At 29.4% G+C, this 22,532-nt stretch carries 21 protein-coding genes and 1 other annotated feature; of the genes, 4 read left to right on the top strand and 17 right to left on the bottom strand.

What is annotated here, in order from left to right:
* Positions 1-156 precede the first annotated feature (156 nt).
* A complete protein-coding gene (locus tag CPAL_RS02650; RefSeq protein ID WP_082787889.1) occupies positions 157-1,617 on the bottom strand; it encodes a sodium-dependent transporter in 1,461 nt (486 codons plus the stop codon).
* A 180-nt stretch (positions 1,618-1,797) separates the two neighbouring features.
* Positions 1,798-2,052: a binding site (T-box leader), on the bottom strand.
* 293 nt (positions 2,053-2,345) lie between these two features.
* Between CPAL_RS02650 and hsp18 the strand changes: the two genes are divergently transcribed.
* On the top strand, positions 2,346-2,786 hold the full coding sequence (gene hsp18 / locus CPAL_RS02645) for a heat shock protein Hsp18 (protein WP_061858751.1): 441 nt from the start codon (positions 2,346-2,348) through the stop codon (positions 2,784-2,786).
* Between the two features lie 74 nt (positions 2,787-2,860).
* Here hsp18 and CPAL_RS02640 read toward each other — a convergent pair whose 3' ends face one another.
* The 5 genes from CPAL_RS02640 to CPAL_RS02620 form a co-directional block, all read right to left on the bottom strand.
* Entirely contained in the window at positions 2,861-4,201 is a 1,341-nt protein-coding gene (locus CPAL_RS02640) for a sigma-54 interaction domain-containing protein (RefSeq protein ID WP_061858750.1), read from the bottom strand.
* Positions 4,202-4,392: 191 nt separating this feature from the next.
* Positions 4,393-4,671, bottom strand: a complete 279-nt coding sequence (locus tag CPAL_RS02635; protein WP_061858749.1) for an STAS-like domain-containing protein — start codon at positions 4,669-4,671, stop codon at positions 4,393-4,395.
* 262 nt (positions 4,672-4,933) lie between these two features.
* Entirely contained in the window at positions 4,934-5,113 is a 180-nt protein-coding gene (locus CPAL_RS02630) for a hypothetical protein (protein WP_061858748.1), read from the bottom strand.
* Positions 5,114-5,197: 84 nt separating this feature from the next.
* Positions 5,198-6,085, bottom strand: coding sequence for a hypothetical protein (locus tag CPAL_RS02625; RefSeq protein WP_061858747.1), 888 nt, complete (start codon positions 6,083-6,085; stop codon positions 5,198-5,200).
* A 14-nt stretch (positions 6,086-6,099) separates the two neighbouring features.
* Positions 6,100-7,452, bottom strand: coding sequence for an AAA family ATPase (locus tag CPAL_RS02620; protein WP_106024039.1), 1,353 nt, complete (start codon positions 7,450-7,452; stop codon positions 6,100-6,102).
* Between the two features lie 221 nt (positions 7,453-7,673).
* On the opposite strand from CPAL_RS02620, the gene CPAL_RS02615 reads away from it, so the two are divergent.
* Entirely contained in the window at positions 7,674-8,552 is an 879-nt protein-coding gene (locus CPAL_RS02615; RefSeq protein ID WP_061858745.1) for an FUSC family protein, read from the top strand.
* A gap of 60 nt (positions 8,553-8,612) precedes the next feature.
* Here the strand turns inward: CPAL_RS02615 and CPAL_RS02610 are convergent, their stop codons facing one another.
* Together CPAL_RS02610 and CPAL_RS02605 are read right to left on the bottom strand one after the other, a co-directional pair.
* Positions 8,613-8,804 (bottom strand): ferredoxin, encoded by a 192-nt coding sequence (locus tag CPAL_RS02610; protein ID WP_061858744.1) that lies wholly within the window; start codon positions 8,802-8,804, stop codon positions 8,613-8,615.
* A 108-nt stretch (positions 8,805-8,912) separates the two neighbouring features.
* The gene (locus CPAL_RS02605; RefSeq protein ID WP_106024038.1) at positions 8,913-9,440 is read right to left on the bottom strand and encodes a 2'-5' RNA ligase family protein; all 528 of its coding nucleotides are present in this window, start codon (positions 9,438-9,440) and stop codon (positions 8,913-8,915) included.
* A gap of 135 nt (positions 9,441-9,575) precedes the next feature.
* On the opposite strand from CPAL_RS02605, the gene CPAL_RS02600 reads away from it, so the two are divergent.
* A complete protein-coding gene (locus tag CPAL_RS02600) occupies positions 9,576-9,854 on the top strand; it encodes a winged helix DNA-binding protein (RefSeq protein WP_061858742.1) in 279 nt (92 codons plus the stop codon).
* 43 nt (positions 9,855-9,897) lie between these two features.
* Here the strand turns inward: CPAL_RS02600 and CPAL_RS02595 are convergent, their stop codons facing one another.
* The 5 genes from CPAL_RS02595 to CPAL_RS02575 all read right to left on the bottom strand — a co-directional run bounded on the left by CPAL_RS02595 (position 9,898) and on the right by CPAL_RS02575 (position 12,783).
* Positions 9,898-10,137 carry a DUF1292 domain-containing protein gene (locus CPAL_RS02595; protein WP_061858741.1) on the bottom strand — a complete coding sequence of 80 codons (240 nt, stop codon included), beginning with the start codon at positions 10,135-10,137 and terminating at the stop codon, positions 9,898-9,900.
* Between the two features lie 99 nt (positions 10,138-10,236).
* Positions 10,237-10,746, bottom strand: coding sequence for a DUF6155 family protein (locus tag CPAL_RS02590; protein WP_106024037.1), 510 nt, complete (start codon positions 10,744-10,746; stop codon positions 10,237-10,239).
* A 132-nt stretch (positions 10,747-10,878) separates the two neighbouring features.
* The gene (amrA, locus tag CPAL_RS02585; protein ID WP_061858739.1) at positions 10,879-12,288 is read right to left on the bottom strand and encodes an AmmeMemoRadiSam system protein A; all 1,410 of its coding nucleotides are present in this window, start codon (positions 12,286-12,288) and stop codon (positions 10,879-10,881) included.
* A 77-nt stretch (positions 12,289-12,365) separates the two neighbouring features.
* Complete coding sequence (locus CPAL_RS02580; RefSeq protein ID WP_061858738.1) at positions 12,366-12,560, bottom strand: hypothetical protein; 195 nt, start codon at positions 12,558-12,560, stop codon at positions 12,366-12,368.
* Positions 12,561-12,579: 19 nt separating this feature from the next.
* Positions 12,580-12,783: an H-type small acid-soluble spore protein gene (locus tag CPAL_RS02575; protein WP_061858737.1), complete on the bottom strand. Its 204-nt coding sequence runs from the start codon at positions 12,781-12,783 to the stop codon at positions 12,580-12,582.
* Positions 12,784-12,944: 161 nt separating this feature from the next.
* Between CPAL_RS02575 and CPAL_RS02570 the strand changes: the two genes are divergently transcribed.
* Positions 12,945-13,673 (top strand): LysM peptidoglycan-binding domain-containing protein, encoded by a 729-nt coding sequence (locus tag CPAL_RS02570; protein WP_061858736.1) that lies wholly within the window; start codon positions 12,945-12,947, stop codon positions 13,671-13,673.
* Between the two features lie 49 nt (positions 13,674-13,722).
* Here the strand turns inward: CPAL_RS02570 and CPAL_RS02565 are convergent, their stop codons facing one another.
* The 4 genes from CPAL_RS02565 to addA all read right to left on the bottom strand — a co-directional run bounded on the left by CPAL_RS02565 (position 13,723) and on the right by addA (position 22,517).
* Positions 13,723-16,155, bottom strand: coding sequence for a glycogen/starch/alpha-glucan phosphorylase (locus CPAL_RS02565; protein WP_106024036.1), 2,433 nt, complete (start codon positions 16,153-16,155; stop codon positions 13,723-13,725).
* A 23-nt stretch (positions 16,156-16,178) separates the two neighbouring features.
* The gene (glgA, locus tag CPAL_RS02560) at positions 16,179-17,609 is read right to left on the bottom strand and encodes a glycogen synthase GlgA (RefSeq protein WP_106024035.1); all 1,431 of its coding nucleotides are present in this window, start codon (positions 17,607-17,609) and stop codon (positions 16,179-16,181) included.
* 209 nt (positions 17,610-17,818) lie between these two features.
* Positions 17,819-18,781, bottom strand: a complete 963-nt coding sequence (locus tag CPAL_RS02555; RefSeq protein ID WP_061858733.1) for a 3'-5' exoribonuclease YhaM family protein — start codon at positions 18,779-18,781, stop codon at positions 17,819-17,821.
* Positions 18,782-18,794: 13 nt separating this feature from the next.
* The gene (gene addA / locus CPAL_RS02550) at positions 18,795-22,517 is read right to left on the bottom strand and encodes a helicase-exonuclease AddAB subunit AddA (protein WP_106024034.1); all 3,723 of its coding nucleotides are present in this window, start codon (positions 22,515-22,517) and stop codon (positions 18,795-18,797) included.
* Positions 22,518-22,532 lie beyond the last annotated feature (15 nt).

The following is a 22,532-nucleotide window of genomic DNA, read 5'->3' as shown; positions in this document are numbered from 1 at the left end:
ATAGACTTTTTGTCAATTCTAGTTTATTTCCCTATTCAGTTTTCCTAAATTCCCATCCACTCATTCTCCAGTCTAAAATACGTAGCATCTAATGCTAAATTAAAAAATAAATGCTGAATTGAGATTTTCCCAATTCAGCATTTGAATTCATTTTCTTTATACTTCTGATGCATTTGAATTTTCAGTTTTAAAGTGTAGAAGTGCAAGAATTATAGTTAACAATCCTATTACTCCTAAAACTATATTAGGTAACATAGTTCCTACACTCTTTAATTTATCCATTATTCCTGTAAAGTATAAAAAGATCATCCCTATAACCACTGGTGCAAGTACCTTAACTACGAAACTATATACTTTTTCTAACTTAAATGAAAATGCTCCATAACTAGATATTTCTTTTGCTGCATTTTTAGACCCCCATATCCATCCAACAAAGATACAAACTAATATTCCTGCAAAAGGCAAGAATATATTAGATGTTAGGAAATCAAAAGCATCAAATATACTTTTGCCAAATATTGAAACGTCACTCCATACTCCAAAAGATAAAGTACTTGGTATTCCTACTATAAATAAAGCTATGCTAATGAGAATAGTAGCTTTTTTTCTTTCAATGCTAAATTGTTCTGTAAAGCAAGCTACTACAACTTCTAAAAGTGATATAGTTGAAGTTATAGCTGCTATTGCAATTAATGCAAAGAAGAGTGTTGCGAAAAATGACCCAAATGGCATTGATTTAAATACAGCAGGTAAGGTAACAAATATAAGTGCTGGTCCAGAGTTTGGCTCTAATCCATAGGCAAATACTGCTGGAAAAATAACTATTCCTGCCATTAATGCAACTAAGGTATCTAATACTGTTACTTGAAGAGATAAGGATACTAGATTCTCTTCCTTCTTTATATAACTACCATATGTCATAATTATTCCCATTCCTAAGCTAAGGGAGTAAAACGCATGTCCTACAGCTTCTAAAATAGATGCTGGAGTAAGTTGAGAAAAATCAGGCTTAAATAAAAATTCCAAGCCTTTTGATGCCCCATGTAAAGTCACTGACCTAACCATTAGTATAATTAATAATACAAATAAAATTGGCATCAACATTTTGCTATACTTTTCTACTCCATCCTTTACACCTGCAATTACCACAAAAGCTGTTATTGCTAATACAACGAAATTCCAGAATAAAGGCTGTGCAGTTTGAGATATAATTCCATTAAAGTAATCCCCTAAAGCAGATGGTGCTACACTTGTTAATTTTCCTGTTATAGCTTTAGATATATATGAAAACACCCATCCTGCTATTATAGCGTAGTATGATAATATTATAAATGCAGTTAAAACGCTTAGTATTCCCGTCAAATACCATGACTTTTTAGGTTCCAGTTTTTTATATGCTCCCACTGCATTAGCTTGTGTCTTCCTTCCTAATGCAAATTCTGAAAGCATAACCGGTACTCCTATAAGAACAATACATACTAAATAAACTAATATAAATGCTGCTCCACCATTCTTACCTGTTATATAAGGGAATTTCCATATATTCCCTAAACCTACCGCTGAACCTGCTGCTGCAGCTAAAAGCCCTAATCTAGTTGCAAAATTATCTCTTTTCATACATTATTTCCCCCTTTTATTTAATTCTATTATTTTAAAATAAAAACCATAAAGGATTATGCCCCTTGTAAAAACTTTACACCTCCTTACCCTTGAACACTTGTGCCATACTTTAATCAAGTAAGAACAGTCTTTTAAGACTCTTTTACAAAAAATCCTTCGTCCCTATGAACATTTATTCATAGGGACGAAGGATTAATATTCGTGGTACCACCCTAATTTGCACTCAGAAAAATGCCTCATTATCAGGCCGAAGTATTTTTACTTAGCCCCTAGTCATTTATCGGTGACTACCGTCCTCACCTACTAAAAGAAGCTTTTTCAGTTCAGCAGCTCTGGAGTGATCATTATATACCTTTTTAACACTAACTTTCACCAAATATTAGCTCTCTTTAGATAAAAACATGGTATTTTTCTCTCCGTCTTAGCTTTCAAATATAAAATAGTTTATAAATTTTCTTATTATTATAAAAACTTTATAGTTAGTTGTCAATATAATTTCACAAAAAATTTTTTCAAAAATTTAACTTTAATTTTGAAAATTCCTTAAAACAACCAAGTTTATTTCTTAAAATTTTGTTTAAAATAATTTATGAAACTGTTTCATTATTTTTTTTAATATAGGTTGAAGAAGCTATCAATTTTAGACTTTGACTTTCTTTGACCTTTGTTCTAATATATAGATATAAATTAAAAATATATCAAATATGTATTGGAGGGATTTAATAATGTTTGATATGATTCCTTTTAGAAGAAATAACTTAGCTAGAAGAGATGATTTCTTTTCTCCATTATTTAGAAACTTTTTTGATGATGACTTCTTTAATGCTGTAGCTAACTTTCAAGGAAGTTTTAGAGTAGACTTGAAAGAAACCGATGAAAATTATTTAGTAGAAGCGGATTTACCTGGAGTTAAAAAAGAAGCTATCGATATAGACTTTAGCAACAATTACCTAACAATTAGTGCAAAACGTGATGAATCTTTAGAAGACAAAAATGAAAATTACGTCAGACGTGAAAGACGCTATGGAGAATTAAAGCGAAGCTTCTATATAGACAATGTAGATGAAAATAATATAACAGCAACTTTTAATGATGGTGTTTTAAAAATTATGCTTCCTAAATTAAATAAAGGAAAGGAAAACAGAAGAAAAATAGATATCCAATAGCTAAAAACTGCAGCTTTCTTATGCTGCAGTTTTTACGTTAAAAGCTTCGCTTATTATAACTTTAATGTCATATTTCAGCTAATCTTTATTCCATATTTATTTATTCTTCTATAAATAGTAGCTCTGCTTATACCTAAAATTTTTGCAGCCTCATCAGCATTGCCCTTACAGCATATCAAAGCTTTTCTTATACTCTGTTCCTCAATAAGTTTAAGAGGCATTATATCATCCTTACTTAAAGCCACTTCATTATCATTGCTTTTTATTTTCTCCATAAATCTTGGTTTATGACTTAATAAATTATTGATGAAATCTTTAGTTATTATATCATCACAAAGATAATATGCTTTCTCTACTAAATTTCTAAGTTCTCTTACATTTCCTAACCATTTATATTCTTTTAATTCTTCTATAACATTTTTTTCTATTTCTTTATTTTTCATATTCTGCTTATTTAGCTTATAAATAAAATATTTTATTAATGGTTCAATATCTTCCTTTCTATCTTTAAGATCCATAAGCTTAATGCCGATTACGTTTAATCTGTAATATAAATCATATCTAAAATTTCTTTTTTCCACTTCATCGATTAAGTTTCTATTAGTAGCAGCTATAACTCTTACATTAACCTTTTTTTCATAGGTGGAACCAACCCTTACTATCTTATGATTATCTAAAACTCTAAGAAGTTTAGCTTGAATATCTAGAGGCAATTCCCCTATCTCATCTAAAAATATGGTACCACCCTCAGCCAATTCAAATTTTCCAGGATATCCTCCCTTATTAGCTCCAGTAAAGGCTCCCTTCTCATACCCAAAAAGTTCACTTTCTACAAGATCTCTTGGTATAGCAGCACAGTTTACAGCAACGAAAGGCCCTCTTGCTCTTTTGCTATAATTGTGAATAGCCTGAGCAAAAACTTCTTTTCCAGTACCACTACTACCTTCAAGCAAAATATTACAATCTGTATTTGCTGCCTTCTTAGCACATCGAATTATCTTTTTCATATTCTGATTTTTAGTTATTATGTCCTCAAAAGTAAATGTGGCACTATATCCTACCACATTATTTACTACTCTATGTATATGTCTTGTGTCTCTAAATGTAATAATAATTCCTATTACTTTTTCTTCATTTTCTACTGGCACTATATTGGTAATGCATCTAATTCTATTTTCATTAATAGTAAAAATACACTCTTCACTTTTATAAACTTTTCTCGATTTAATACATTTATTTATCAAATCAATATTAGTTATAAATTCCTTAATATTTTTATTTTTAAGTTCATTCCGTGTAACCCCCAACGCTCCTAAAGCTACATCATTATATTCTACAACTCTTAAACTGTCGTCAGTGATTATAATTCCTTCAGAAGTTGCTTTAAGCATCGCCTTTAAGAATTCTTTCCCCATAACAACATACTCCTTTTTGCATGAAATTGCTATTATTATCTCATAAATATTGTAAAAGTAAAGTAAGTTGTATATTTAATTTTTTGTAAACTTATCCTTTATATAACTAAATCCCAAACAAAAAGTGCTTTTTAACAAGCACTCTTTGTTTGGGATTTATTATTAATTTAATGTGGGCAATTATTATTTACTTAGTTTTTATAAATGGATGTTCCATAAGCAACTCTCTTGAAAGCTTCAGTATTGGTTAAATTTTTAACTTTTAAATGTGATAAAACATGTTCTCTTCCTTTTTTGAAAAAAAGATTTACTAATAATGTTGCGAAAAATGAACACGAAACTTGTTCAAAATTTTCAAAATCTAATACCACATCATCATCTATATGCGAATCCATCATTTGCTTCAAAACTATAATATCCTCTGGTGTAAAATTAGTTCCTAAAATATCTCTTACTTTTATTTCTTTCATTTTCCCAACCCCCTGTAACCTTATTTCTTTATGACCTTAATTTTTATAGTTTTAAATCAACTTTCAAAATAATTAATTTATCTTTGTATATAATATATCATCTTTTTTATATATTGTCAATCATTTAACAAAGTTTTTTTATAATTTTTTTAATTTTTTAAATTTTCTTTCACATATAGATACCTTTTTGCATATAATAAAAAAGGTAATCACACCTTATAAATTCTTATAGCGTAATTACCTTTTTAAACCTAAAACATTATCAATCTAACTCATATTTTTTCTTCGCTTCTATTCCACTCTTGTTATAAACATTACTTTCTATAGTTTGCACAATTTGATTTTTAGCAAACTGATTTTCTGTTGATTTATATCCCTTTTTATTGAACAATCTTCTATTATGATCATGACTTTCTCTATTATTCATTAGCTCCTCTTTCAATATAGGACACCTCCAATTTCTTGGTTAAAATATAACCTCACTATTTAGAGTGTCCTAGAGCTTAAAATTTATTATTGTTAAATTCTACTTTCTTGTTATATTGATTATCTCATATTCAGTCTCTCCATCATTTTCCGATCCTCCAAAGACCTTTAATCTATATCCTAAATCTATTATGTATTCATCCGTTTCAATATATGAGCTGTGAGCCATCTCTTTTTTTGATAAAATGACCTCACTATTATATCCTTCATAGTTTGTAAACTTTTCCTTTAAATTATCTTTAGTTTTTTTATCCCAATACGTTATAAATTTTATTTTGCAGTCTTTTTTGTTTATATATTTTAATATATATTTATTGAGATTTCTCTCATTTTCTGTATTGTTTAGATATTTATCTTTTATTGTAATACTCTTTGTATTTTTATAAAATTTAGATAAATACTTTGCTAATATATCTGCATTTCCATAAGTTACTTCTATTCTTACAGGAGTTTCATAAATATCAAATAATATATCATATTTATTCCTAACAAGAACATCTTCTATATTGCTAAGCTTTACAGTTTGCTTATCCTCCTTCATGAATATTTCTTCAGATATAAATTTAATTTGACTATACCTTCCTTTTATGTTGCTATTATAATAGTTCCCTATCAATATTTTATCCTCTGATAAAAGAGCTGTTTTTATTAATATCTCTCCTTCATCTAAAGTTCCATCATCACCCTTCTTTAGATCTTCTATATTTACTTTCTTAACTTTTGTTTTTTCTCTTAATATAGATAAAAACCATTCATCATAAGCCTTTTTATAGTTATTTTTTTCAGCATCCTCATCCCATATAGCTTTCAGTTCATTGCTTACCACTAATCTATGCCTATTTATCCGGTTTCTTAGAATATCATATTTTGTATCTATATTAAACTTATTTTTTATAATATTTTTGTCTAAAATAATATCTAGTCTCATTACTTTCACCTATCTTACATAAATTCAAATAAGGTCTTTCCTAAATTATAATTGACATCAAAAAAGCCAGTAGGCCAAGATTCCTCAAATTGTCCATTAGAACTTAGTTTCATATCTTTCACTATGGCACCATTTTCACCATATCTAAAGTAATACACTCCTACATCCTTAGCATCTATTTTCCCTTGAGCCACTAATATTTCAATTTGAGTCACTAGAAATATACTGTGAGTTTCTATTATAAATTGTTTATTTCCCTCTTTACAGCATTCAACGAATAAATCTCCTAATTTCGATTGAGCACCTGGATGAATGTGTACCTCTGGTTCTTCAATAATAATGGTGCTATTATCTTTAGAATTTATAGATTCAACTATAATAGGCAACAACTGCGATGTACCTACACCTACATCTAATAAATTATTTGTTATACCTGTAGACTTATCTTTTATAAATAGAGAATATGTTCCATTCCCAAAGGATTTAACCTCTATGCTTTCAGCTAAATCAAATTCCTTTAGCCAAAAATTTATTTTTTCTCTTGTATTGTTTTCTGCACTCATAAGAGTAGATATCATATTTTCTCCTCTGCTTCCTACAGTATCAAAGCAGGATAGCTTAGTTATGTATTCAACTCTTTCAGGCTTATTTCTAAAAGAAGATATGTAAATTATATTTTCCGTAAATTCTTTTAATTTTATTTTTATAATTTCAAATGTAACATACACTATAGCAATGTTTTTAAGCTCATCTATAGTTGCCTCTGTTAAATGTTCTTCATTTATTTTAAAGCAAAACCTATCAGGGACTATTAAGTTAGGAATCTTTATAATAATGTCATTTATATTCACACAATAATCTTGCCCATTCCAGTATATTTCTAGTTCCTTGTCTCCTTCATATTTTACTTTAAATTTATCTACAACTATCCTTTCCTTTTCATTTTTATTTAAGAAAAAGCTTATTTCATTTAAAGAATAGCTTTCACTTTTTTTAATTAGTTCGTCTAAGATATCTTTTACATCTTCTTTTGCTTTATTTCTAATTTCATAAGCCATTTTAAATAGTATGTATTCTGTATTTAAGCTTTTTTTCAAAGAATCTTTATTAAATTCTATTTTAAAACCTATTTTATTATTATAATCATGATTGTAAACTAAACTTGTATAATCTCCTATTTCCTTGTTCATATCTATGGCAGTTTCTTTATACTTGCTCTCCATGGTATTTTTTAATAAGAGTATTCCTTTTATAAAGCTAGACTTTCCTCCACTGTTAGGACCAACTAGTATATTTATCTTCTTTAAATCCACTTTACCAGAATCCTTAAAAGCTTTAAAATTCATAAATTCAATAGATCTTACCATATTAGCACCCCCAAGTATTTAGAAACTATTAACAACTTCACATATAGTTACCAAAGGTTAGTGTTTTTATACGTTAATATTAATATTAGCTTATAAGCATTGAATTATACATAATTTTAAGGAGCAATAGTATTACTCTATTTGCCATTTACTATAATTAATCAATTATGTATGATATACTAATAATGCAATTCACTTTACTAAGGGAGGACTATTTTAACATGAAAAAAGTGGGTATGAGAAACCTGAAAACAGCTATCTCTGTTTTTTTATGCATATTGATTATAAGAATGTTTCGTGCTTTCGATTCTCCATTTTATGCCTGTATAGCTGCAGTAATATGTATGCAAAGTTCCGTTTATGAAACATTTAAAACCGGGAAAAATAGGATGATAGGAACTTTCATTGGAGCTTTGATAGGATTTATATTTGCTCTAATCCAGCCGGGAAATTCATTCCTTGTTGCTATAGGCATTGTTATTTTAATTCACATATGCTATATACTAGGATATAATAAATCTATATCTATAGCTTGCATTGTTTTTATTGCCATTATGGTTAATTTAGACGATACAACTCCTCTTTCTTATAGCATACACAGACTTATAGAAACCTTTATAGGAATTTTTTTTGCGGTTTTAGTAAATTATTTTATATATCCGCCTAAGTATTTTGATAATTTATATAAGTTTAAAGAAGAAATAATATCTATAATAGATAACCTTTTTTGCGATAAACTCTGCCATAATAAAGATGTAGATTTATCAGTTTTAAATAATAAAATATCTTCTCTTGAAAACCTAATAAAATCTTATATGGATGAGATTATACCTAAGAAAAATAATTATGATAAAATAGCTGATATTCAAAGAGTTCTTAAGCTTTCCAAAAAAGCTTATAGCCATTTATTTATGCTTAATTCATTAAATTCTACATGTTTTCTTAATGAGAAAAACCTTGTTAAGGCAAAGGCTTTATTTGATATAGATAAGCAGAAATTAGAACCTTCTAATTCTGACTTAGATATTGTATATAATTATCACATAGATAATCTATTTAACATAATAAAGGATTTAAAAAGTGGCCATAAAGAAGTATAATATAAAAGCCGCGTATACAACATCGCGGCTTTTATAATTTTAATAAAACTTGATACTTAATTAATCTTCTACTTTTATTGCACTTACTGGACAAGATTCTTGTGCTTCTACTGCACAATCTTCCGCATCTCCTGGAACCTCATCAACAATTGTATGTGCTTTGCCATCATCACCCATATCAAAAACATCTGGGCAAATTGAAGGACATAATCCACATCCAATACAAGTATCTTGGTCTACAAAAGCTTTCATAAATTTTCATCCTTTCTTTTTTAAGATACATTACTCTTTTATTTTTACCATTTATCTTATTTATATTATACATTTTTAATTATAGATATATTTATAAGTTAGTATAACCTAGCTCAACTTATATTCTCTATAAGTTTCCCATCTATAGTTTCTCCATATTAAAATAGATATATTATCAAAATAAGTCTCAAAATTTGCTTCATAATTTAAAACATATTTCCATATATCATTGAACTTTTCTCTTATTCTTTTTGAGACAATAGTGCAGTGAAATTTTTTATTCTCACCTTCATTTTGCTTCCATTCTAACCAACTTAACTTTTTCAGTTCATCAATATATTTATCATGAACCTTAAAAGCATCTCTTGAAGGATGAATATCCATAAAAATGACATTATCTCTAAAATGTCCAAAGCCTTCTATCTTGATTGAAGTTTTTACATTTTTGCTGCAAAATTCTTCTGTGAGTTTTTCTATTTCTTTAATATTATCAGTTTCAAAAGGTGCTTTAATCGTAAAATGAGCAGAAAGCCTCTGTCTTCTAACATCGAATTTTTTGCATACCTGATTTACTATGGTCTCATGAAAATCAAGCACTTGCCCTTTTAATAAGCATACTATAACATATCTCATCATAACTAGTACCTCTTTCAACTTAATTATATAAGTTTATTATGTATATGTAAAATTTTTTCTTTTTTAAGAATAATATATCATGCTTTTTCATATTATTTATCAAGTTTAACTATATGAAAATAGGAAGGTGTTACTATGCTTGATAAATTAAAAAAGAGTCACAGGCCTTATGCAAAGAAAATACTGAATACGTTATACCCAGATAAACAGTTAGATGCTAATAGCATATGTTCTAACTTCGTAAAAAAGTACCACGCTATCGTTAGAGCTTCAATTAAGGATTTGGAAAAATGTTCATTATTACAAAGCAGTCAAAGCAAGGATAAGCCTGAGAAAATATATAGTCTTTCTAAAAAGGGAAAAATGTTAATAGAATCTGATATGCCTAAAGACATAGAAGTTTTAGAAAATTAATCTATATGTATATATAGAAGCCACCTTAAGGTGGCTTCTATTACTAACTATTCTTTTCATTATAAGCTTTTAAAACTCTTTGGAATTCTGCTCCTGAGCCTATTGATGCATATTCTATCATTCCATTTTTTCTGCTAACTTCTCTATAAGCATTGGCAGTATCTGCTCCTGGCTGAGCTACTATTACATAAGTATCCTTTCCAATACTTATTCTGTCAACTAATTCTAGTTCTACTTTTTTTCCAAATTCATTTGTAACTGTTATAGTTTGTTGTGTTTCCATATGTACTTTTCCTCCTATATTTTTGGCATATATATTACATAATTTATATTTCTCTATTTTTTCTTAAATTATTAGTCATTTTTATATTTACATAAATGGTTAATAATAGGAGAAAAGTATATTACTCATACTATCTTTAAAATCACCTTGCGTAATTGAAATACTTTCTACTATGTTCTTCACTTTATCCTTAAATATATCTTTTAAATCGTATCTAAAAATGTGTTTTAAAGCCTTAACAAAAGTAGCTTCAATATTTATATAGAATTCTTCTTCCACCATACCATAAGTATTGGCAAGTTCTATTCCTAAATCAATATAATAAAGCATTAGTTCTACAACATTATCAGGCATAGTTGCTTTATCATTAAATTCTCTTATAATTTTACTAATATCTGAATATTTAACTTTTACCTTTCCTTTATGAAAAAAGAATTTCTTCTTTATCAACATTTTATACTGATCTAAAAGTTTTTTTTCTAAATCAGGGTTTATCTTTAAATCATAGTATTTTTTTACCTCTGGAAAAATTCTGTACATATCAATTACTTGAAGTCTTAACACATCTTCATCCAAAGAGTCTATATATTGCCTTAGCTTGATATCCATATTCTTGTGCCCCACCCCACTTCTTGTGTTTAAGCTTTTAAAATATTTTTTAAACTTATACATTAATTACTATCACTTTAGTACAGATTATAATTTAATTATACCATCTTTCCTTATTTTTACAATTAGTTGTTAACACTTACTTCCTTTTCTTATGACTTCAAATTTCTCTATTTCATAGTCTTCATTTTCATCTATATCTGCTTTCTCTAAAGCTATTGATATTTGTTCTTCCACTGTATCTACTCCATCTAAATCTGGAAGCAAAATTCCTATCCTTGAGCCTTTTCTTACTATTACTCCATATTTTTTAGGATCTAATTCTTTTTTAGTTGCTTTTATTGGAGGCATTAATATATCAACTGAATATTCAAGATCTGGAAGTTCCCTTTCCTCCACTGGTAAAAATCTAGGATCTCTTTGTCCTGCTTCTACTGCATTTTTTATTATTTCTTTTGCTACACAATCTGTAGTAGGAAAAACAGTACCTATGCATCCTCTAAGTTCTCCATCTTTTTTTATTGACACAAAAACTCCATTCCTTTCGGTAAGCATCTTTTCATAAAGTACTGGCACATGTATGTATTTACCCGTTTTCACATAATGTTCAAGGCTACTTCTAGCCAATTTTGCATATATATCTTCACATTCTCTGATTCTCTTCATTTCTTTTTTCTTAATATCTGATATTTTACTTAGAAGTTTTCTCTCTTCGCATTCCCTTGTATAAAATTTCATAACACCATACCCAATACCAAAAGGCCCTTCATAAGATAGAGTCTCACCCTTAACTTCACACCCATCCATAGTTCCTGACAGAATATAGAAGGATCTCAACCCACATTCTCCAGCGTCTTTTACAATCTTTCTATCTAGACTAAATAAGCCTAATATATCTCCATTTTGCAGTAATTCCATGCACTTTTTATCAAAGGCTTCTCCATGCTCTGCGACTCCATAAGGACTTTTATTATTTAATCTATGGGATAAATCTCCGCTAGCAATTACTACTGTTGTGCTGTTGCTTTCTTCTACAGATTCTTTTATTATCATTCCGAATCTATATAACTCCTCTTTGGATAGAATTCCATAAGTTATATGGACTATCTGATAATTTATATAATAATTATTTACAAAATAAAGAGGCACCATGCTGCCATGGTCAAGTTCTGGTGATGTTCCATACTGCATAGATGCCTTTTCATCAATTGGAACAGTTATTATTCCTTCTTTATACGCCTTATCTCTTATCTTTTTTGTAAGCTTTAAGTCCACATCAATATTGAACTTGACTTCTGGAGCGTTAAAGCTTCCTAAATCTCCACTCACTTTTGGCAGCATAGAGATAGATAATGCATCTCTAAATAAATGTCCATGAGGAGTTATAATTATTATTGTATCTGGTCTAAGTTTGCTTATTTCTTCTCCTATCTTATTACAAGCACTTACTGTGTTTATAGCTTTATTTTCTTCTCCTTTTCCTATCTCTTTAATTATGATTGGCGGGTGCGGCATTATATAATGTCCTATTATTTTCCCCATATTTATACTCCTCTCTAGCCTTCTTCACTTCTAAACTCAACGCGGCTACTAAACTTCCAAACATTTTTCTCTAACCTTTACTCTTCCTCTTGTATTTCTTTATATATTTTATGTGCTTTTGCTTTGAACTCTCTAAAATTTTCTGGAACTTCATTTATGTTTTTTATCATATTATTATGATTATCAAAAACCTCTATTCCTCCTCTACTTTCATTCATAACAAACAAATAATCTCCTATCTTAGTTTCGTACACATCTCTCCTAATAAACATTCAATTCACTCCTAGATCCTTATTGGTTTATATCTCCATAAACTTCTCCTGTATCTATTAAATCTTCTACATATACTCCCATAACTTTTTTTGTATCTAATGTCCTAACCTGTACTGTTTTTGAATTATTATCTACTTCTTCAATCCATACTGGATGCTCCTTATATAATACTGTTATCTTTTCAGGACTATTTATAATTTCATGAACTCTCTGTAAATCCATAGAAATACCTCCTTAAAAACATATTTATATATAAGAGTTTGCATAAAAAGCATTAAAATATGTAAAATTTTTTATAAAAAAATTGGCTTAGACAAGTTTAAAAAAATAATATGTGTCAATAATCAAGATAAGTACATATTATGAAAGGGGTATTTTAGTATATGAATTCTAAAATTAAAAAAACATTAATAATAATTTCATCATCAGTAGTATTATTTCTAACAGTATTTTTCATGGCAAGAAGCTTAAATAACTTAATAGATGGCTCAGATAAAGAAAATGTTATTAGTGTTGAAGATACTTCTTCTTCAAATAAAAATGATAACAATATAAATACTGACACATCAGAAGATACTACTTCACATAATAAGCAGAACAACAATGTGTCACTCAATATTGAAGAAAGCAAAACTACAAATAATAATTCTGTTGAAAGGTATATAGATTATACCGTACAAGAAGGAGACACTTTATTTAGCATTGCAAGAAAAACTATGCCTTGGAAAGGCCAAGAAGATGCTGTTAAAACATTAGAAACCATAAATAATATCAAAAATCGCGAACTTCTTACTGTAGGTTCTAAATTAATGATACCAGTTAATAACATAGATACATCTAACTGCACAAAGTACATAGTTCAAAAAGGCGATACCCTTTATACTATAGCTGAAGAATATCTTCCTAACATAGAAATTAATTCTGCAGTTAATTTAATTATGAGCAAAAACAATATAAGCAACCCTTCAGCATTAAGCGTAGGCTTAGAAATATATATACCTAATTCTGAAAGTAGTACAGTAAACTCAAATTCAATTGATAATAACTCTTCTAATAACATGGAAAATGAAGCTAACAGCCCTAACACTTCAGAAGATAAAGACACAGAATAATCTAGCTAAAAAAGAACAATCCCAAATGGGGTTTGTTCTTTTTTAATTTCTAATCTCTAGTGGATATGTTGTGCCATATCTCCTTTGCATACTGCAAAATGGTATTATCGCTAGAAAAAGCACCTGATTTTGCAATATTTATTGCGCACATTTCCATCCACTTACTTCTTTGTCTATATAGAAAATCTATCTTTTCCTGTGCTTTTACATAAGAATCAAAATCTTTAAATACAAAGTATTCGTCATTCTGCTCAACTAAGTGATTATAAATATCTTTAAATTCAGAACTTGGCACTCCAAAATATCCATTAGTCATTTGATCTATTACTGTATGAATTCTTCTGTCCTTGTAATATAATTCTTTTGACCAGTATCCACCATTTTTCTCATAATTCATAACTTCTTCTGCAGTTAACCCAAAGGTCACAATATTTTCTTCTCCTACCCTATCTCTAATTTCTATATTAGCACCATCTAAAGTAGCTATAGTAACAGCACCATTCATCATAAATTTCATATTTCCTGTTCCCGAAGCTTCCTTTGATGCTGTTGATATTTGTTCACTGACATCAGCACAAGGTATTATTTTCTCAGCTAGAGAAACCCTATAATTTTCCAAGAATATAACTTTTATCTTATCTCTTATTGACTTATCATTATTGACTTTATCTCCAATAGTGTTTATTAGTTTAATAATCTCCTTTGCTAAATAATAGCTAGGAGATGCTTTAGCTGCAAAAAAGAAAGTTCGCGGTATTATATCTAAATTAGGATTTTCTTTTAAATTATTATATAAATAAGCTATATGAATTACGTTTAGTAACTGTCTCTTATATGCATGAAGTCTTTTTGCTTGAACATCAAAAACAGAATCTGGATTTACAACTATTCCATACTTGTTTTCTACTTCTTTTGCAAACTTAATTTTATTATTTCTCTTTATATTATATAATTCTTCTTGGAAACCGCTATCTTTAGCGTACTTTTCTAACTCGTCAAGTTTTATAGGATTTCTAACCCAGTCATTTCCTATAGTATTTGTTATAAGTTCAGCAAGCTTGGGATTAGCTTGCAACAGCCATCTTCTATGAGTTATACCATTAGTCTTATTATTAAATCTTTCTGGATAGAGTTCATAAAAGTTTGCAAGTTCTCTCTTTTTTAATATTTCAGTATGAAGTTTTGCCACTCCATTTACTGAATGTCCACCAATTATAGCTAAATTAGCCATTTTAATTTGCCCCGAACTTATTATTGCCATGCTATTTATCTTGTTCCAATCTTCATGGTATTTTAACTTGAGCTCTTCAATAAATCTTCTATTTATTTCCTCTACAATCATATATATTCTTGGAAGCAATTCCTTAAATATATTAATAGGCCATTTTTCAAGTGCTTCTGCCATTATAGTATGATTTGTATATGATATAACATTTTTAGTTATTTCAAAAGCTTCATCCCACCCTAAGCCTTCTTCATCCATAAGTATTCTCATAAGCTCTGGTACAGCTATAGCAGGATGAGTATCATTGATATGAATCGCTACATATTTGTCTAACTCATTTATTGGTTTATTTCTCTTTTTATAAGTTCTTATTATGCTTTGTATTCCTGCACTAACAAAGAAGTATTGCTGTTTTAGTCTTAATATTTTTCCTTCTATTTGGGAATCATCTGGATAGAGCACTTGAGATATAGATTCTACTGAAGATTTATATTCTACAGCCTTAGAATAATTTCCATATTTAAAAGATGAGAAATCTAATTCTTTATCCTTTTCAAATGTCTCTGCACTCCAAAGCCTTAAGGTATTTACAGTTTTATTTTTATATCCTATTATTGGAGTATCATAAGGTACTGCTTTTACTGCTCGATAATTTTCGTGGATGAAGTTTAACCTACCATTTATCGTAACCGGTGTAACATTACCGCCAAATTTTACAACTACAGCCTTATCATCCTTTCTTGTTTCCCACACATTTCCTTCCTTTAGCCAATTATCTGGTATCTCAACTTGATATCCGTTTACTATCTTTTGCTCAAAGAGCCCATATTTATATCTTATTCCACAACCATGTCCTGGAATCTCAAGAGATGCCATAGAATCCAAAAAACAAGCAGCTAATCTTCCAAGGCCCCCATTTCCAAGACCTGCGTCCATTTCTGATTCCTCGAGCTCATTTAAGTCAATACCCAATTCTTTTAAAGCTTCTTCACTTTCTTTTTCTATGCCTAAATTTAATAAATTACTTCTAAGAAGCTTTCCTATTAAGAATTCCATTGAAAAATAATAAACCTGCTTTTTTTCACCTTTTGTATATGCTTTATTGCTCATCATCCAATTTTCTGCACAGTATTCTTTTATTAAGCTTCCAAAAGCTAAATATTTATGCAGATTTGAGGCTTCCTCTACATCTTCTGAAAACATAGTTATAAGCTTTCTAGAAAAATCTTTCTTTATTGTGTCTTTATCTAATTTCATTTATTCCACTCCTATATATTACTTCATAATAGCTTATTATATATATTAATATATTGTTGTGCTGATCTACTCCAACTATAATCATCTCTCATGCAGCGTAGAACTAAATAATTCCATGCACCCTTATCATAAAAAAATCCTATAGCCCTCTTTATGGTATACAGCATATCATGAGCATTATAATTCTTAAAGCTAAATCCATTTCCTTCTCCTGTAAATTCATTAAAAGAATATATGGTGTCATTTAATCCACCTGTTTCACGAACTATTGGAACACTTCCATATCTTAAGGCTATAAGCTGTCCTATACCACAAGGCTCAAACTTTGATGGCATCAAAAACATATCAGAACCAGCATAAATCTTTTGAGCTAGAGAAGTATCAAAATAAATATTTGCAGAAACCTTATCTGGATACTTCCACGCAAAAAACTTAAACATATCTTCATATCTTTGCGTTCCCGTTCCAAGGACTACAAACTGAATATTTTCTCTAAACAATTCTTCTGCGACTTCTTTTACTAAGTCCAATCCTTTCTGCTCTTCAAGTCTTGTTACCATAGCTATCATAGGTATATCCTTGTTTTGAGGTAATCCTAAATACCTTTGAAGCTCTAGTTTATTTTTTTCCTTTCCATAAAGATTATTTTCATCATAGTTTTGAAAAATGTTTTTATCTGTCATTGGATTATTTAAATCTGTATCAATTCCATTTATTATTCCATATAAATCATTTTCTCTGCTTCTTAAAAGTCCATTAAGTCCTTTTCCATAGTATTCAGTTTTTATTTCCTGTGCATAGGTTGGACTTACCGTTGTTATTATATCTGCAAAAATTATACCTCCTTTCATAAAAGATATTGCATTATAATATTTAAGTTTGTCCTCTGAGAAATATTCCATACCTAGATTTAAAAGTTCTCCAAGCATTTCTTTTGGAAAAATTCCTTGATACTCTAAGTTGTGTATAGTATATACAGTTTTTATATTTTTATATCTTGAATCATTCTTGTAATGTTCCTTTAAAAGTGGTATTGCAATAGCCGTATGCCAATCATTGCAGTGCAGTATATCTGGAACAAAATCTCCAAAATACTTTATAGCTTCTAAAATTGCTTTTGAAAAGAAAGAAAATCTTTCTCCATCATCAAAATTTCCGTAGGCGCTTCCTCTCTTCATATAGTATTCATTATCTATAAAATAAAAATGAATATTATCATATTCTAAGTGTAAAAGCCCACAATATTGATTTCTCCATCCAACTTGCACACTGTATTCTCCAACCTTTTCCATCCTGCTGACATATTCTTGTGGTATCTTTGAATACTTTGGTATAATAACTCTTACATCAATTCCTAACTTTACTAATGCTTTTGGAAGTGCGTAAGCTACATCTCCAAGACCGCCAGTTTTCATAAATGGATAGGCTTCAGAAGCTGCAAATAAAATCTTCATAGTTAAATCCCTTCCTCCTTTAGTATTATATATAATATTCTATAAATAGAATTTTTTTCCTTCAAACAAATATAATATTATCCATATTCCCCTATTAAAAAAATAAACTTACAAATGTAAAAAAACCAAAGTTTACTTTATTAGTATATTTAAATTTATAAAATTTAATGATATATAAAAAAGGCAACAAAAAATAAATTTTATTGCCTTTAAAATTCAGTATTAAATTTATATACTTTTCTTTTATCCAAAGACCATATAGGTTCTGAAAATTCTCCCTTATTCGTTTCGTTATATGCTTTATGCATATCATAAAGACTAGCATCCATTACATCTAAATAGTGCAGAATCTGAGCTTCTGGAAACATTGGCTTTTTAGGGCTTCCAAATTCCGCCTCATAATGATGAGATAAGACCATATGCTGTAATAACATTGTAATCTCTTTATCGGCTCCTATGCTTAAAGCTGCAACTTCAATATTTTTAATGCCTTGAATTATGTGTCCCAAAAGCTGACCTTCTACAGTATAATCACTAACTATACCAAGTTCACTAGAATCCATTTCATCCATCTTCGCAAGATCGTGAAGTATTATGCCTCCATAGAGCAAATCTTTGTTTATAAATGTGTATACCTCACAAAGTTTTTCTCCAGCCCTAAGCATAGTAAGAGTATGGTATAAAAGTCCTGACCTTACAGCATGATGATTTTTCTTAGCCGCTGGAAAATGCATTATTTTATCTCTATTGTCATCGATAATAGTTTGAACAATTCCCTTAATATCCTTGTTATTTATCTTGTTAAGATACCAAAGTATTTCATTAAACATATATTCTGGTGAATATGGAGCTGATGGAACAAAATCAGCTATATTTACATTATCCTGCTCATTAGTAAGCCTAATCCTGTCTATCTTAAATTGCACATTATTCTGCCATTGAGTAACGCTACCTCTTACTTTTATAAGTATATTAGGTTTATAAATTTCTTCATCACCTTCATTGTAATTCCAGTACTTTGCATTTATCTCCCCAGTTTTATCAGCTATAGTAAAGTCTAAATATTTCTTACTATTGCTGGCTGTTCTGCATTCAGCATTCTTTATTATAAAAAAGCCATCTATTCTATCATTAACCTGAAAATCCTGTATGGATTTTACCATGATCTCCATACTAAAACTCCTTTCATTTTACCTCTACTTCTTTATCACCATAAAATAAGTAAAGATACTTTTCTTTAACTTTTTTATTCGTAATCTTCTCAATGGCCCTTGCATAAAACTCTATTTGAATCTTATATTTATCTATTATAGCCTTCTCTTCCCCTTTTTTAAAGTAATCGCTTTTATAATCTATAAGAATAACCTTTCCATTCTCTTCAAAGTAACAGTCTATAATCCCTTGAACCATTATATTCTCATTCATATATTTATCCTTAGGAAGGTCCCTATAAACTTCTGTACTTTTTATTTCCATATGGAAAGGAACTTCCCTATAGACCTTTTCTGATTTAATCATTCTCTTTCCTATATTTGAATTAAAAAAGTTTAGTATTTTTGAAATATCTACACTTTTAGCCTGTTCTTCAGTGATTAACTCATTTTCTACTAATTCTTTAATTTGTTTTTCTATCTCTTCTCTGTTTAACTCTCTTTTATAGTCAATCTTTTGCATTACAGCATGTATGGCTGTTCCCTTCTCAGCTCCTGTGAGCTTTCTGTCCTTTTCCATAAAAGATGGTCTTTTTACTAGACTTGGAGTATATATATTAGTTGAATAATCATCATACATATCTCTATTCTGCATTCTTTTAAGTTCTGTAACTGTAAGCAAAGTTGGAAGTTTTGAAGCTTCCATATATGAGTATTTCCAGTTCAACCTTTCATTGATTTCATCATAATATATACTATTTAATCTTATATTCTCAATATCTTCTATGCTTTCTAATTCGATCTGTCCTATATCTTCTTTTTTCTCATTAATAACACTGCTTATATTATAGAACTCTACATTCCATTTAGAATCATCTTCTATTAGGGTAATTTTTTCATATTCTTGTATACCTGATTTATTTCGGAGAGGCTCACCATCTTTATGTCTCATAACCACAGGACAAATCCAATCTAAATAACTTTTGGCTTTAAGTATCTCATGCTGAGAAAGTTTTTCATCATCATCGTAAAGTCCATAACTCCATTCCTTACACTTCTTTTCTATGTCCTTTACCGATCCTGTCATTATAAGCTTTTCCTTAGCTCTGGTCAGAGCAACATAAAGAATTCTCATTTCTTCTGATAAAGTTTCTATCTTTATTTTATCTTTCAATGCCTCTTTTACCACAGTGGAGTAAGATAACCTCTTTTCAAGATCTATATAATCTGGACCAAAACCTAATTCTCCATGAAATAAAATTCTTCTGTTTAAATCCTTCATGTTAAAATTCTTTCCTAATGCACTTAAAAATACCACAGGAAACTCTAACCCCTTACTCTTATGGATACTCATTATTCTAACTACATTATCATTTTCTCCTAATATCTTAGCACTTCCCATGTCTCCACTGCTTACCTTTAGTCTGTTTATGAAATTGATAAAATTGAATAGTCCTTTATAACTAGTTTTCTCATACTGTCTAGCTCTTTCAAAGAGTATTCTAAGATTTGCTTGTCTTTGTATTCCTCCATTTAAAGCACCTACATAACCATAATATCCTGTATCCGTATATAAGTACCATATGAATTCATCTATAGGCATATGAATAGACTTATCTCTCCATATTTTCAGTTTCTCTAAAAATACACTGCATTTTTCTTTAAGCTCATTCTGTATTCCATCATTATATTCATTATTTGCAATATTTAAAATACCTTCATAAAAGTCTCCAGTTTTGCTTGCCATTCTAACATCTATAAGCTGCTCTGGAGTAAAAGAAGCAACAGGAGACCTTAATACCGCAATAAGAGGAATATCTTGTCTGGGATTATCTATTATCTGAAGCAGAGATAATATTGTTTTTATCTCTAAGCTTTCAAAATATCCACTTCCTACATCTGCATAAGCTGGCACTAAGTTTTCTTTAAGCTCATCCATAAATACAGGAGCCCACTTTGAAGTACTTCTTAAAAGTATAACTATATCCTTGTATTCTATATTTCTATAGGCCTTTAAATCTCTGTCATAAACTTTAAATGGTTCACCATACTTTGGATTTACAAGCTCATTTATCCTCTTTGCCACAAATCTTGCTTCCATCTGTATATTATCAAGTAATTCTTCTTCCTTTTCCTCTGTGTCGTCACTTCCTAAATCTTCATAATTTTTTTCAATTATATTTATTTCTATAGGTCCTGCAACTAAGGACTTATCTCCCTCATATTCTTCATAATCTGCTCCGAGATTTAAAGCTTCATCTTCATCGTACTCTAATTCTCCTACACTTTCAGACATTATATGCTTAAAAATAAAGTTAGTGCCATCTAATATTTCTTTTCTACTTCTAAAATTCTTAAATAATTTAATTTTTCTCTCTGCTGCTCCTTCTTCTGTAGAATAAGTATTATATTTTTGAAGGAATAATTCAGGTTTTGCCTGTCTAAATCTATAAATGCTCTGTTTTACATCTCCAACCATAAACACATTTATATTCTTACCTGTGGCCTCATCTTTTCTAGCTATAAAATCAATAATAGCTTCTTGAACATCATTACTGTCTTGATATTCATCTACAAGTATTTCCACATACTTTTCCCTTAACCTTGAGGATACCTCAGGATGTTTTAAAATATCAATGCAAAAGTGCTCAAAGTCATTAAAATCAATTATACCTCTATCCCTTTTAGCCTTAGCATATCTATCCATAAATTCTAACACCAAATTTGAAAGTGCTTTCATTACAGGGTAAAGAGATTTTAAATCTAAAGCTGTTTCTTTACTTGAATATGATATAATCCTCATTTTTATGTCATTCTGCAGCCGTTTTTTTACCTTTTCCCTAATCTTCTTAACTTTATCTTGAGCATCTTTATCCTGACACTTTTTACATGGCTTTAATTTACCAAACTTTACTCCTTCAAGTGAATCAAAGAGAGAACTCCATGATATATCTGTACTCACTATCACTTCTTTAATCATATTTAATTCACTTTGAAAATTTTCTAAATAAGGCTCCAATCCTTCTGTTTCATTTATTATTTTAATGGCATTTTCCATCTTCTTCTTTAATCCAATAGCCTCAATCTTAACACCTTCCATTAAAACCTTTGCCCACTTAGACTTTCCAAAGTCATAATCTTCATCTACATTAAAATCTTCCGCCATTTTAATTAATGTATCTCTAGGATTTGGAGATGCCATTACAAAATTATATAAATTTAATACTATATTTTGAAGCTCTAAATCATTTTTATTGCTGCTGTAGAACTCCACTAAACTTAAAAACTCAGGACTACACTTTTCAGATTCATACATCTCTTCAAACATTTCCTCTATAACTTCTCCCTTAAGAAGTATAGTTTCAGTTTCATCACCAATCCTAAAGTTAGGGTCTAAATCAATATAGTGAAAATTATTCCTTATAACTTCTAAGCAAAAAGAGTGCATTGTAGTAATGCTAGCTCTATTAATAAGGGTAAGCTGTCTTTGAAGCTGTCTTGATTTTGGATGCTTTGTTAGCTCATCACTTATAGCCTTTGCTATTCTTTCCTTCATTTCAGATGCTGCCGCATTTGTGAAAGTCACAACAAGCAGTCTATCTATATCTATAGGATTTTTAAAATCCGTTATCATCTTTATTATTCTTTCAACTAGAACCGCAGTTTTTCCAGAACCTGCTGCAGCCGCCACTAGCAAATTGCAGTCATGAGTATCAATTGCATCCTGCTGTTCTTTAGTCCATTTTGTATCTTCCAAACTTTAGCCCTCCCT

Source organism: Clostridium thermopalmarium DSM 5974 (genome assembly GCF_002995795.1).
Lineage (GTDB): Bacteria > Bacillota > Clostridia > Clostridiales > Clostridiaceae > Clostridium_H > Clostridium_H thermopalmarium.
This window is presented reverse-complemented; position numbering and strand designations above follow the sequence as displayed.